Source organism: Pseudoalteromonas sp. 10-33 (assembly GCF_001469195.1).
Lineage (GTDB): Bacteria > Pseudomonadota > Gammaproteobacteria > Enterobacterales > Alteromonadaceae > Pseudoalteromonas.
In genome coordinates, this window is sequence record NZ_LOFI01000006.1 from 17,378 (window position 1) to 30,751 (window position 13,374).

The following is a 13,374-nucleotide window of genomic DNA, read 5'->3' on the forward strand; positions in this document are numbered from 1 at the left end:
ATGACAACAAATGTTATGGATACACCTAAAAGCAGTAGCATGCTGCCCATGGCTATTGTGGCAGTATTATTTTTTATACTGGGGTTTGCAACGTGGCTAAATGGTTCATTAATGCCTTATTTAAGCCAAATATTAAAGTTAACGCCATTTCAGGGATCGTTAATTTTATTTTCGTTTTATATCGCGGTGACTTTTACCGCATTGCCATCGGCAGTGTTAATTAAAAAAGTTGGTTACAAAAACGGTATGGCGATGGGCATGGGGTTAATGATGATTGCCGGCTTGTTATTTATTCCTGCTGCGATGTCGCAAGTTTTTCCTTTATTTTTGCTAGCACAGCTAGTGATGGGCGCAGGACAAACATTGCTTCAAACTGCCGTTAATCCTTATGTTGTAAGGCTTGGGCCAGAAGAGTCTGCAGCGGTTCGCATTAGTATTATGGGCATACTCAATAAAGGGGCGGGGGTTATTTCTCCTTTAGTGTTTACCGCGTTAATTTTAAGTAATTTTACAGATACAGTAGGCACTGAGCTTAGCCAGCAACAAGTTGATGATATGGCAAATGGTCTTATTCTTCCTTATTTAGGTATGGCACTATTTATTGGACTATTAGCATTTGCCGTTAAAAAATCACCATTACCCGAACTTATTACTGACGATGCTGAGCAAACAAGTAGCAACAGTGAAATACGCGAAACTTTATCTCACCCTAACTTAGTTTTTGGGGCTATTGCCATTTTTTTATATGTTGCAGTAGAAGTTATTGCTGGCGATACCATTGGCACTTTTGCGCTCTCTCTTGGCGTTGCTAATTATAGTGTGATGACTTCCTACACCATGATCTTTATGGTGTTTGGCTATATTTTGGGGATTTTGCTTATTCCCAGATTTATAACTCAACAAACAGCCCTCACACTATCAGCCGTATTAGGTATTGTTATTACCTTGTGTATCTTATTAATTGATGCGCAGTCGTTTATTATTGCCAACGCATTATTAATACCATTAGGCGGCGCTAACTTACCCGATGTATTACTACTTATAGCTTTTTTAGGCTTAGCAAACGCCATTGTTTGGCCTGCGGTATTTCCACTTGCGTTGTCGGGGCTTGGAAAACTAACAAGCACAGGCTCTGCACTGTTAGTAATGGGTATAGCCGGGGGGGCATTTGGTCCAGTTTTATGGGGATTATTGAGCGGGTTTACTTCATTACAAACAGGGTATTCGGTGTTGTTACCATGTTATTTATTTATTTTATTTTATGCCGTAAAAGGCCATAAAATGAAAAAGCAATAACGTCCACCAGCTACCCTAACCCCAGTGCACTTTGCAATATAAAGTGCACTGATGATTAACTAACCTGAGCTTTGGCGAGGGATAGATTGATTACCCACAGTTCAAGTTAACTATTACACGTTAACTTAAGCGCGTTACTTTCAGTTTTATCCTGCCAGCGTTTGCCCCATAAAAACGACTTAAATCGTTAGCGAAAGGGCAAAACTAGCCCGATTTAGTCATAGTTATATCTGCTCCTTGCGCTATTTCAAATAAGGCTTTGTCACTTTTATCAATGGCGCCAATTAAAGCAAACCAATCAGCATTTGGCTTGCGCCTAAAAGGCTCCAGTAATGCCATAGGTATTTCTTTTACGCCAAGTTGCACGTTATTACGATGCCACCCTTTGGGTGTACACTTTATGCCGTCGTCAAACCAATATTGATCAGGGTATGGGGTAAAGCGATAGGTTGCACCTTGCTCAAGCATCAAACCCGTACTGTTATAAAACTCACTCGCAAATACCACCACATCTTGGCTTTGGCCAATACTTAATACGCTCATATTTTGGTTGGCAAGCGCAATGTGCGCACTTAAGCCGGTAAAACTTAATGTAGAGTCGTCACTGTAGCTAATTTTGTATGTTAGCTTTTTAAGTGACTCAGGACGGTAGCTGGTGAGCTTATTAATTCGTGTAGCCACACTGTGGTGTATAAGGGGCTCTATAGTGCTTACCTCATTATCAACCAGTACAATGCATTCTCTATCTACCAGTTTAAAGAGCGAATTAAACCAAAAGTAGTTTTGCTGGTGGCTAAGTGCAAGTGGATCTGGGATCACAGTAACATCGTCTTGTGCAATTAAATTACTCGTTGGTAGGAGTGTTTCGTAATTTATCTCGTGACTTGTTAACAATGAAATAGCTAACGGTTGCTCAATTAACCACTCAAGTGCATAACGTAAGCAAATATCGGCTAATCCGTCGCGGTAATAACCACCCCCTATGTCTGAATGTGCGCCTGCAAACCATAGTTCAGTAATGTTATTTTGATGGTTCATTAGCGTGGGCTCAAACGCACGGCGTTTTTCATCAAGCGCAACACAATGCAGCGCAGCGGTTATATTGTGTGCTATGGTGTGGTTTTCAAAAATAACATGCTCTGCGCCGCGTGTCGCTTTACTTACTTTAGAAAGCCCAATAGAGGCAACGGTATCAAACACACATAAATAAACATGCTCGCTGATAAGGCTTTCTAAACATTTTGCAAAGCGTCTAGCTAGGGCTGCACCTCGGCTAAAACCAGTAAGCAGCACAGTGTCGCCTAGTTGGTAATGTGCTTTAAAGTCGTTAATTGCTTGATTCAAAATGCTAGCAACATCGTCACCGCGCGGTGCTAAAGTTTGATTTAAAATACGCTTTAAGCGGCTACCTTTAGTGCCAATGCTCTGATAATAAAAACTAAGTTGGTTTGTAAATGGAGTGGTGGGGGAGTCATCAAGTTTGCCACCTAATAATAAATGCAGCTTGAGGATGTTAGAAATACTACTGTCTTCTTTAAAATGGTCTGAGTTAAATTGCTCTGCGTCGCGAGGCTCGCCCCCGGTACCATCAAAATTAAAAATTAGCGTTTTGCCCGTCATTGCCTATTTCCCTCAGTAGTTTGTATAAATTTATATGGGAATTGTGAAAAATCAAAGACAGCGGTAATAAATATTTATTAAACGTGTTTATTACCGCCATAGGCTTTTTATTAATGCAATTTCATTTTAGGGCGCACTACACGCAGGACTTTTTCGCTTATCCATAACGCAAAGGTTTTTGCGCTGCCATGAATGGCGCGTTGGTGCATGCGATACAGCGATATATACATAAAGCGGGCTATGCGCCCTTCTATAAAAAAGGTGTTGCTGGTTAAGTTACCCATTAAATTACCTACCGTGCTGTAGCGCGATAAGTTAACTAACGAGCCATGATCGCTATATTTAAAGCTACACAAAGGTTGTTGTTTTAAAGTGGCAATGAGGTTTTTTTCAACACATAGCGCCATTTGATGCGCCGATTGCGCGCGCGGTGGAACGAGCTTTCCGTCTTCTTGAGTAAAGGCGCAGCAGTCGCCCAGTACAAATATACTCTCATCGACGGTGCTTTGTAAAAACTCATTAACTTGAATTTGGTTGCTACGGGTAAGCTCAAAAACGCCTAAGTCTTTAATAAAGTCTGGCGCTTTTACGCCTGCAGCCCACACCATAATATCGGCATTAATGTGCTCATCGTCTTTGGTTATAAAGCCTTGTTCAGTGGCTTCCTTCACTTGTGTTTGCTCGCGTACGTTTACACCTAACTTTAATAATTCACGTTTGGCGCTCACGGCAATTCGCTCTGTCAATGCGGGCAAAATACGTGGCCCTGCTTCAATTAAATGAATGTGCAAACGCTTAGACGACATATTTGTAAGTCCATATAGCTTTAACAGCTCAGATACATGATACAGCTCCGCTGATAGCTCAACACCGGTAGCTCCTCCGCCAACAATTGCAATATCAAGAGACTGTTGCTGGTTATCGTCTTGGTGTAGGCGAGTAAAGCTATCGAGCAATGAATGCTGAAAACGTTCCGCTTGTTGATTTGAGTCTAAAAAGTAGCAGTGCTCTTTTATGCCAGGTGTATTAAAGTCGTTACTTACACTGCCAATAGCAATAACAAGATGATCGTAACGTACAGTGCGCTTGGGTAAAATAGTGTGTCCAAGTTCGTCAAAAAGAGGGGCGAGAGTGATGGTTTTATTACTTTGGTCGAGATTGCAAAAGGTACCAAGTTGAAAGTTATAATGATGTTTTGCGGCATGGGCAGAGTAAACTACGCCATCTAAATCGGGGTCAATAGAGCCTGTTGCAACCTCGTGCAATAGCGGCTTCCATATATGGGTGCGGTTTTTATCAATGAGTAGTATTTCGGCGTGTTTTTTCTTACCTAGTTTATGCCCTAACTGAGTTGCAAGCTCTAATCCACCTGCGCCACCGCCAATAACGACGATTTTAGGTTTGGTTATATTCATGACTATGCCCTTAAAAATAATATACCCAAGCGATCTGTTTTATTATTTTAAAATGACTTGGGTATCAAAAATTATTTTGGCAAAGCTCACTTTTATGGGGCTATAGTGTGCGCCTAAATAATGGATATGTCAGCAGTAAATCACCTAATTTACGGTATACTAACTTGCAAATACTTCATCTAGGCTGCATTTTTCTGTTATAGCCCTGTGTTATCAACGCCAAAAAGGACATTTTTATGAATACGCCGCTTTTACAATCACTTGAGCAACATTTTGGTTTTAACCAGTTTAGAGCAGGGCAGCAGCAAACTATAGAGCAGCTTTTAAATGGGCAATCGTCCCTTGCTATATTCCCTACAGGGTCGGGTAAGTCGTTATGTTATCAGCTAACGGCTTTACATTTACCTCATTTAACCTTAGTGGTATCGCCTTTACTAGCCTTAATGAAAGATCAAATAAGCTTTTTAAATAGTAAAGGCATTTATGCTGCAAGCCTTGACTCAAGCCAAGATCAAATGCAAAGCAGCACGGTAATGAACGACGTGCGCAGTGGTAAAGTAAAAGTATTAATGGTCTCGGTTGAGCGCTTTAAAAACGAGCGCTTTAGAGAGTTTATAAGCCAAGTTGCGCTTTCTATGTTGGTGGTAGACGAAGCGCACTGTATCTCTGAATGGGGCCATAACTTTAGACCCGATTACTTAAAACTACCGCGCTACCGTGATGAGCTAAATATTCCACTGGTACTATTGCTAACCGCTACAGCCACTAAAAAAGTAAAGCGTGACATGGCTGAGCGTTTTAATATATCGCCTGAGTGCATTGTACAAACAGGCTTTTACCGCGCAAATCTCGATTTAAGTGTGCTAAGTGTAAAAACAGCTGATAAAAACACCGAGCTCACTAATATAGTGCGTGCGCAAACTGGCCCCGGTATTGTGTATGTCACACTACAGCAAAGTGCAGAGCAAGTTGCCAATATATTAAGCGCGCAGGGTTTGCAAGCGGTGGCGTATCATGCAGGGCTTGAAGATACGCTTCGCGGGCAAATTCAAGACGATTTTATGGCGGGCAAAATTAACGTTGTTGTGGCAACAATAGCCTTTGGTATGGGCGTTGATAAATCAGATATTCGCTTTGTTATTCATTACGATTTACCAAAATCGATTGAAAACTACAGCCAAGAAATTGGCCGCGCAGGGCGCGATGGCAACACATCAAACTGCTACACGCTTGCTCATTTAGATGGCCTAAACACAGTAGAAAACTTTGTATATGGCGACACCCCTGAGCTGAGTGGCATTGAATATGTAATTAACGATATTCGCCAAGCCCAACAGCAATGGGAAATGCAAGAATACAGCCTTTCAAGCGAAAGTAATATTCGCCAATTAGCACTTAAAACATTACTGGTTCAACTTGAAATGCAAGGCGCAATTACGCCGCAGTACGCCTATTATGCCGATTTTAAATACAAGTTCTTGGTTGATAAAAACGAGCTACTTAGCCAGTTTGATGAGCAACGCCAAGCATTTTTATCGCAAATATTTAGCCACACCGATTTTAAAAAAATATGGGGCACGCTTAATTTTGACACCCTTACACAAGCCGCGCAGGTTGACCGTAAACGCGTAGTGGCTGCACTTGACTATCTAGCCGAAAAAAACCTTATTACTCTTGAAACTAAACGCATTACCCAAGTATATAAGATGCATGGTGAGGTTATAAATAACCCAGAGCTTGCCGCGCAACTGCACCATTACTTTGTTGACAAAGAACAGGCTGAGATTAAACGAATTGCTGCGTTAGTGCGCTTTTTTGAGCTGAAAACGTGCTTGAGTTATAACTTAGCGCGCTACTTTGACGACCAAAACGCGCCAGCGCAATGCGGGCATTGTAGTGTATGCCGTGGTAATGCCGTAAAGCTTGAGTATTCAATAGAACCTGCTCACATTGCCGATGATGTTGTTTATCAAAAAGTGGATGAGTTTTTAGCGCATATGGCAACAAAAGGTATTCACAGTGTAGGTATTGAAACGCAGTGCCGCTTTTTAGCCGGCATGAGTGTCCCGTTGTTTGCCCGAAATAAAGTGCGTCTACTAGGTGGCTTTGCACTGTGCGAGCAGCAGCGCTATAGCGAAATTAAAGCAACACTGCTTGCAAGATAGTATTGAAATGATGACCAAACTCGCATAATTATAAAAAATGTTAAATTTTTGTTTGTTTTTTCAGCGTTTAACTATACTCAACATGACTATGAAGGTCATATAAAAATGAGGTGAACGATGAAACTGCAAAAATTGATGCTGTTAGGAGTGTTTATTTCAGGGACTAGTTACGCTGAAATTAATATTTCAGGCTTTGCAAGTATTAACGCTGGTAAAGTACTAAGTGGAAGTGGTGTGCCGCAATATGATGTTGAGCCAACTTTTTTGGCTGACTACCCTAATGTGAGTGGCTATACAGAAGATTTATCTTTCTCGCCTGAGTCGTTAATTGGCATACAAGTATCGGGGGATCTTGGTGAAGGCTTATCTGTCACAGGTCAAATTGTTGCACGAGGTGTAAACGATTTTGATGCTAATTTTGAGTGGGCATATATTTCGTATGAAATTAACGATAATTGGACGGTTCAAGCGGGTAAAAAACGTTTGCCTCTTTTTTATTACTCAGACTTTTTTGACGTAGGTTACGCATATGTGTGGATGCGGGCACCTGCCGACAATTATACATGGCAAGTATTTAACTATGAGGGCGTAAACCTTCTTTATTCTGGCTCGATTGGAGAGTGGGGAGTGTCGGCTAATGTATATGCCGGTAAAGAAGATGATGACGACAACAAACTGCTATCAGACTTTTTCTTTCAAGAGCCTACCCGAGAAATTTGGGAAGATATGCTCGGTGGAGTACTTTCGTTAAGCCATGATTGGCTTGAAGTGAGAGTAACGCACATGCAATACACTAATAAACGTTTTCGTTCTGGTGAGCCTGTTTTATGGGATGGAAAAGATAGCCGTGATGGTAAATTTTATGGTTTAGCTGCCAATTTTGATTTTGGCGATTTTTTTGTACTAAGCGAACTTAACCGTTTAGACCTAGATGGAAACCTAGACACCTATATGATTAGTGCGGGATACCGGTTTGATGCAATTACACCTTATGTGATGTTTTCAGATTTTGAGCAAGAAGGTGAAGGTGATACTGAAAGCCATAATACCTTTGCGGTGGGGGTTCGTTGGGATTTTCATCCTTCAGCGGCACTCAAAATGCAGTACGATAGAGTCAAAGATGATTCATTCGATTTAGCGGTAGCGGGTGATAGTAAGGCAATCACGCTTGGTGTTGATGTTGTATTTTAAGAGGAATTAAAAATGAAGAAATTAATGTTATGTGTAGTGTTTTTGTTTAGCAACGTTGCCTTTGCTGATTTTGCTATTATTGTACATCCGTCAAACGAGAGTAGCTTTGACGAATCCGTTATTAGTCGAATTTATACCGGAAAAGAAAAGTCGTTTAGTAATGGCAATACGATCATTCCAATTTCACAAGATTCAAAAAACCCGACTACTGAGCAGTTTAATAGTAAGTTGCTTAATAAAAGCGCCTCACAGTTAAGAGCTTATTGGTCAAAGCTTATTTTTACGGGAAAAGGTACACCACCAAAAGAGCTAGAAAATGACGCTGAGGTGATTAAAATGGTTGCAGCTAACCCAAATACGATTGGGTTTGTTTCGGCGTCTACCGTGTCTGATGATGTTAAAGTAGTATTAACCTTTTAATTTAACACTAAAGCCAACAATAAAGCGTGCTAAATAGCAGCACGCTTTATTTTACTGTATTTGTTCATCATTAAAATTAACTAGCGCGTTTAGCGTGCTCGTGTATCCTATCTTATGTGTTTCTTTTATTTAAGCCACCATGCCACATACCGTTATTCCAAGTAAAACAATTGCATCTACGCCAGAGCCTATTACATGTGCCAATTGCCAAGCGTGTTGCTGTCAATTAGAAGTGCGTATAGTAACCGACACTGGTGTCCCTTTTAATTTTATTGAATACGACAAATGGGGCAGTGAAGTAATGAAACGCGCTGATGATGGCTGGTGCGAAGCACTCGATCGTAACACGCTAATGTGCTCTATTTACGAGAACCGCCCTTTGGTATGCCGCGAGTTTGAAATGGCATCGGGTGAGTGTATTACCGAACGAGAGTTAGCGGGGATATAAAATGCGGGCTAACTAGGGTCTGTTGATATTTCAAGGTTAACTTTACAGCAGCTTGTTTGGTATTTAGGCAAGGCTGAGCCTATGTAGTATGGTATTACCATAAATAGGCAATCACGCCGCATTAATGCCAAACAGGTACTCCCCGAAGGGTTCTGCCTAGGAGCAATTGACTCTTTCTTGTCTACATGGATGAATGTAAGCCAGTAGAAAAACGCGGGAGCAGTTACCGAGCCAACTACCTTACAAACCTCGCGCTACGATTAAATTGCCCCTAGTTTGAACAAGTATCAATTTGCAAATGTCAACAGACCCGAATAAACCCGAGTGAATGTTTGTTAACCAATTGATAGTTGAGCGCTTGGGTATCTTAGTTTTTTACTTCGTGGACTTGCTAAAAAGTAAGCGAGAGTGAGCGGGCCTATTCTGCCCATAAACATTAAAAACATAATGATAAACTCCCCCAACGGCGATAATGATGACGTTAAACCGCGTGAAAGCCCTACCGTACCCAGTGCCGATACCGCTTCAAAAGCAACATCCAAAAAAGGTGCATCTTCAACAACAAGTAATGTAAAAATAGCCAACCACGTGGCTCCCGCTGAAATAACGGTTAAGGCTAATGCTTTATATACTGAATCTTTGTCTATTTCTCGGCGTAACACGGTGACGCCTTTGTCACGTCTTAAGTAGCTATACGTTGCTAATATTAAAACGATAAACGTAACGACTTTAATGCCACTTGCGGTACTTAAAGAGCCGCCACCGATAAACATAAGCATCATAGTTAAAGCGGTGCTGGCATTTTTTAATTCTTCAATGGCAATGGTATTAAACCCCGCAGTACGGGGAGTGACAGCTTGAAACCAAGCAGCTAACCATTTACCTACTTCAGATAGTGGTTGCAGTGTTTTTGGATTATCGTATTCAATTGCGTAAATAAGCAATAATGCAATAACGTTAATAAGAACAGTGCTGATCAGCATTAATTTACTGTAGGGACTGAGCTTAGCCCAACGCTTTGATTTATATAAATCTGTTAATACGGTAAAGCCAAGGCCGCCAATAATAAACAAACAGGTAATTGTTAAATTTACAACGGGGTCTTCTACATAGTGCATTAAGCTATTGGGATTCAATGCAAACCCTGCGTTGTTAAAAGCGCTAATAGTATAAAAAAGTGCATGAAAAAAGCTTTTTTGTAAGCCCATTTCGGGTAGCCAATACAGCGTTAAAATAATAATGCCTACAGATTCAACGATTAGCGCAAACAGCAAAACAGACTTAGCGGTATTTACCAAAGTAGATGTATCTGTTTGATTAAAAGCAGCTTTGGTGACTGTTTTTTGAATAAAGCTAACTTTACTACCCAGCGCCATTAAAGTTACAACCGCAAAGGTCATTAAACCCAGACCACCCAGTTGAATTAATAACGCAATAACGCCTTGTCCAAAAGGGGTAAACACTGAACCCGTATCCACTACAACTAGTCCAGTTACAGTTACCGCAGAGGTTGCAGTAAACGCACTTTGTATCCATGAAATAGGCTCATAGGTTGCAAAAGGCAGTTTTAATGCCAATGCCCCTAGCGTTATTAATATTAAAAAACTGCAACATAAAATAAGAGGCGGAGCCGCATTGAGTTTTTTATGCCCACTGACTTTGCGCTCAATAGGCGTTTTGAGAGGGTGCCATAAAACCATGATTATAAAAGCCTTGGAGCTAGATAGTTTAACTCGACTCGGCTACCTGATAACAGTAAGGTGTCGTGGGTATGTAACTCAAAGTCGTCATCAAGTTTGACAAACGTTTGTTTGGCGCGCTTTACCAATAGAGGGTCTACAGTGCCTTTTATTTCTCTGAGTAGATGCCCTAGTTTTGTTTTATGTAGGTGCGCTTTTATACTTACTTCAACAACGTATAAGCCATTGCCTAATGAAATATAGTCGTTCACTATCGGGTAATTAAGCGCTTGTGCAACGCGCACCCCCATTTCTTCCTCAGGGTGAATAATGCGTGTTACACCTAATTTAGAGATAATAGTGTGATGAGCTTTAGTACTCGCTTTTACCCATATTTGCTCAACAGCTAAGTTTTTTAATGCAAGCGTGCACAGAATGCTCGATTGCATGTCTTCACCAATCGCCACTAAAACAGCCTGACTACTCGCTAAATCAAGCTCTTTCAGTGCGGCTTCATCGGTGGAGTCGCAAACTACGGTTTCAGATAAATGCTCAACATACTTTTCAGCGAGTTTTGAGTTACTATCCACGCCAGTCACTGTGTGCCCTAAATGAATTAACTCAAGGCTTGCTGCAATGCCAAATCTACCTAAACCAATCACTGTAAAATGTGCCATGTTGATACCTAAATTAAAGTTAAAAGAGAGAAGTGGTAAAGAACCATTTGGTCAATAAACATTTAATACATAGGCTGTTGTAAGCATCACTATTTTTATCCGACCTGACATACGTATTACTCCTTCTGCTGAAGTTAGAATATGAGTTATTAAAGTAACAATGTAGGTAGGTGTTAAAAGCTTTATAAAGATTTAACGAACGAGATAAAAAACTTTATAAAAACTTTATAGAGGCAATCTCGAAAAGGCAGTAATCTAGGTGCTCAAATGTTAGAGGAATAATTAATGAATCAGGCTGAGGCTAAACCACGTTGGTATAAAGCATTGTTTTTGTCGGTAATAATGCCATTAATTGTGGTTATGGCCATTTACCCAATACGTGACTGGTTTACTACCACCGATATCGTGATGCTTCAGTTATTGTGGGTGACTTGGGTTGCTGTGCGCAGTAATCGTCGTCTTGCCATACTGACCACCTTAGTGAGTGTGGCGTGTACAGATTGGTTTTTTGTTGCCCCTAATTTTACTTTTCATATTGAAAACATAGAATATTTAGTAACCTTTATGGTTATGCTGATTGTTGGCTTTGTGATCAGCCAATTGGCAGGGGAGCTCAGTACTAAAGTTAGGGATGTGCAATTACATGCGAGTAATAGTCGCACCTTGTACGAACTGGCCAAAGACTTAAACAGTCTAGATACGCTGGATGAACAAAAAAAGTACTTTGTACAGCGGATCGGTAAGCATTTAAATGCATCTTGCACATTTATGCCTGCAGCACCGCGGGGCAATAGTGAATTTATATTGCTTAGTGAGGCTAGCCCGAGTTGGGGCGGGCTTAATTTTACTAAACGGTTAACGCAAGGGCAAAAAGCCTTCGCAGATACCGCTATTTCGTTGCTTTATCAAGTACATGAAAAAACGTTGTTACGCCAGCAGTCAGCTGCGATTTCGGTGCAAGCGGAATTAGAACGCGCTAAAAATGCACTTTTACGCAGTTTGTCACACGATTTACGCACACCACTGGCAACCATTATGGGCGCATCTAGCATGCTTGCAGATGATGAAATTACCCTCAGTGACAGCGTGATAAAAGAGCAAGCGAGTAATATTTATGAGCAAAGTAAAATACTAAATGAGCACTTTGATAAAGTAATGGAGTTAAGCCGAGTTAATAAAATGGGTGAAAACCTAAGTTGGCAAACAATAAACTTACAAGCACTACTTAGTGAAGCTAAAGCTCGCAGACAACAGCAACTTGCTGAATTTGTCATAAATACCAATATAGACGCTCAGACAATATGCGAAGGGGATGTGACTTTGTTAGAAATTGCGCTGGCTAATATGCTCGAAAATGCGTGGCGTTACGGTGATGGGAAGGTGAGCGTTGAATTTACTCAAAGTAGCAATCAGCAAAAGGTATGTTATCAGTTACTTCTCACTAATAACGTGATCACTAAAGCGCAAACAAGTAGCGATGAAGGCGTTGGGCTGGGCAGTATTATTTGTGATGTGGTGGCTAAATTTCACCAAGGCACATTTACATTAACAATTAACAGCGAGACACAGATGGCGTACGCAAAATTGATCTGGGAAAAAGACAATGACTAAAATCTTAATATTGGAAGACTCTCTCCCTTTACAAAGCTTTTTAAAAACCTTGTTGCAAGCCAGTGGTTACGAGCTAAGTATTTGTGATAAAGGCTTAGATGGTTTTGCACGTTTAAGTGAGCAAAGTTATGATCTTGTGTTATTAGACTTAGGCTTGTTAGATATGGACGGTCAAGACTGGCTGATTGAGTTTCGACAATGGAGTGCCTTACCTGTTTTGGTGCTGTCAGCGCGAGATGGCGAAGTTGAAAAGGTAACCGCGCTTGATAATGGAGCAAATGACTATATTACCAAACCGTTTAGCGCGAATGAGTTACTAGCGCGAATTCGAGTGTTATTGCGCACCCAAAGTCAGCCGAGTGTAGCATTTACCTGTGGGAATATAAAAATAGATCCACAAAAGCACATAGTAACCACCTCGGGAAATGAGATAAAACTGACTAAAAAAGAGTACGCAATACTTTTATTGCTGTTTCAAAATAAAAATAAAGTACTCACCCATAATGCAATTTTAAGCCATATTTGGGGAGCGCAGTACATAGACCGTCCTGAATATGTGCGGGTACATGTAGCGCAGCTCAGACAAAAACTAGAAGCTAACCCCGCTAGTCCAAAATACATATTAACTGAACCCGCTGTGGGTTATCGGTTGGTCGATTAAACAATAAGAACTTTACAGTCTGCTCTACAACTCAGCGAGTCTGATAAATTATATAAATAACGCTTTTGTTTCCAAGCGATACTCTATTTAACAACCTTGTCCGTTATATAGCGGGTATTTTAATACCCCGCTTCTGCATTAATTTCTACACAATTGATTTGCCTAGAAAGTTTTTATAGTCTAATTTTTAA

General features: G+C 40.7%; 10 protein-coding genes and 1 pseudogene. 7 read left to right on the plus strand and 4 right to left on the minus strand.

What is annotated here, in order from left to right; all coding sequences use genetic code 11:
* Entirely contained in the window at window positions 1-1,296 is a 1,296-nt protein-coding gene (gene nagP / locus ATS76_RS06130) for an N-acetylglucosamine MFS transporter NagP (protein WP_058551450.1), read from the plus strand.
* Window positions 1,297-1,416: 120 nt separating this feature from the next.
* Here the strand turns inward: nagP and ATS76_RS06135 are convergent.
* Window positions 1,417-2,916, minus strand: a pseudogene (locus ATS76_RS06135) (phospholipase effector Tle1 domain-containing protein).
* A 110-nt stretch (window positions 2,917-3,026) separates the two neighbouring features.
* The gene (locus ATS76_RS06140) at window positions 3,027-4,331 is read right to left on the minus strand and encodes an NAD(P)/FAD-dependent oxidoreductase (protein WP_058551451.1); all 1,305 of its coding nucleotides are present in this window, start codon (window positions 4,329-4,331) and stop codon (window positions 3,027-3,029) included.
* 236 nt (window positions 4,332-4,567) lie between these two features.
* Here ATS76_RS06140 and ATS76_RS06145 point away from each other — a divergent pair, with 236 nt between their 5' ends.
* From ATS76_RS06145 to ATS76_RS06160, 4 genes are all read left to right on the plus strand, one after another.
* Window positions 4,568-6,496: a RecQ family ATP-dependent DNA helicase gene (locus tag ATS76_RS06145; RefSeq protein WP_058551452.1), complete on the plus strand. Its 1,929-nt coding sequence runs from the start codon at window positions 4,568-4,570 to the stop codon at window positions 6,494-6,496.
* A gap of 117 nt (window positions 6,497-6,613) precedes the next feature.
* Window positions 6,614-7,687, plus strand: a complete 1,074-nt coding sequence (locus ATS76_RS06150; RefSeq protein ID WP_058551453.1) for a porin — start codon at window positions 6,614-6,616, stop codon at window positions 7,685-7,687.
* A gap of 12 nt (window positions 7,688-7,699) precedes the next feature.
* Window positions 7,700-8,107: a phosphate ABC transporter substrate-binding protein gene (locus tag ATS76_RS06155; protein WP_058551454.1), complete on the plus strand. Its 408-nt coding sequence runs from the start codon at window positions 7,700-7,702 to the stop codon at window positions 8,105-8,107.
* Between the two features lie 139 nt (window positions 8,108-8,246).
* Window positions 8,247-8,555 carry a YkgJ family cysteine cluster protein gene (locus tag ATS76_RS06160; RefSeq protein WP_058551455.1) on the plus strand — a complete coding sequence of 103 codons (309 nt, stop codon included), beginning with the start codon at window positions 8,247-8,249 and terminating at the stop codon, window positions 8,553-8,555.
* 335 nt (window positions 8,556-8,890) lie between these two features.
* Here ATS76_RS06160 and ATS76_RS06165 read toward each other — a convergent pair whose 3' ends face one another.
* Both ATS76_RS06165 and ATS76_RS06170 read right to left on the minus strand, forming a co-directional pair.
* Window positions 8,891-10,255 carry a TrkH family potassium uptake protein gene (locus ATS76_RS06165; protein ID WP_058551456.1) on the minus strand — a complete coding sequence of 455 codons (1,365 nt, stop codon included), beginning with the start codon at window positions 10,253-10,255 and terminating at the stop codon, window positions 8,891-8,893.
* 2 nt (window positions 10,256-10,257) lie between these two features.
* Complete coding sequence (locus ATS76_RS06170) at window positions 10,258-10,911, minus strand: potassium channel family protein (RefSeq protein WP_058551457.1); 654 nt, start codon at window positions 10,909-10,911, stop codon at window positions 10,258-10,260.
* 285 nt (window positions 10,912-11,196) lie between these two features.
* Here ATS76_RS06170 and ATS76_RS06175 point away from each other — a divergent pair, with 285 nt between their 5' ends.
* The gene (locus ATS76_RS06175) at window positions 11,197-12,522 is read left to right on the plus strand and encodes a DUF4118 domain-containing protein (protein ID WP_058551458.1); all 1,326 of its coding nucleotides are present in this window, start codon (window positions 11,197-11,199) and stop codon (window positions 12,520-12,522) included.
* The gene (locus tag ATS76_RS06180) at window positions 12,515-13,183 is read left to right on the plus strand and encodes a winged helix-turn-helix domain-containing protein (RefSeq protein ID WP_058551459.1); all 669 of its coding nucleotides are present in this window, start codon (window positions 12,515-12,517) and stop codon (window positions 13,181-13,183) included. The genes ATS76_RS06175 and ATS76_RS06180 overlap by 8 nt, the downstream gene beginning before the upstream one ends.
* The last annotated feature ends 191 nt before the right edge of the window (window positions 13,184-13,374 follow it).

Coding starts and splice junctions, on each gene's coding strand:
- ATS76_RS06155 (WP_058551454.1), top strand. CDS start 7,700: ATGAAGAAATTAATGTTATGTGTAGTGTTTTTGTTTAGCAACGTTGCC.
- ATS76_RS06145 (WP_058551452.1), top strand. CDS start 4,568: ATGAATACGCCGCTTTTACAATCACTTGAGCAACATTTTGGTTTTAAC.
- ATS76_RS06160 (WP_058551455.1), top strand. CDS start 8,247: ATGCCACATACCGTTATTCCAAGTAAAACAATTGCATCTACGCCAGAG.
- ATS76_RS06150 (WP_058551453.1), top strand. CDS start 6,614: ATGAAACTGCAAAAATTGATGCTGTTAGGAGTGTTTATTTCAGGGACT.
- ATS76_RS06175 (WP_058551458.1), top strand. CDS start 11,197: ATGAATCAGGCTGAGGCTAAACCACGTTGGTATAAAGCATTGTTTTTG.
- ATS76_RS06140 (WP_058551451.1), bottom strand. CDS start 4,331: ATGAATATAACCAAACCTAAAATCGTCGTTATTGGCGGTGGCGCAGGT.
- nagP (WP_058551450.1), top strand. CDS start 1: ATGACAACAAATGTTATGGATACACCTAAAAGCAGTAGCATGCTGCCC.
- ATS76_RS06180 (WP_058551459.1), top strand. CDS start 12,515: ATGACTAAAATCTTAATATTGGAAGACTCTCTCCCTTTACAAAGCTTT.
- ATS76_RS06165 (WP_058551456.1), bottom strand. CDS start 10,255: ATGGTTTTATGGCACCCTCTCAAAACGCCTATTGAGCGCAAAGTCAGT.
- ATS76_RS06170 (WP_058551457.1), bottom strand. CDS start 10,911: ATGGCACATTTTACAGTGATTGGTTTAGGTAGATTTGGCATTGCAGCA.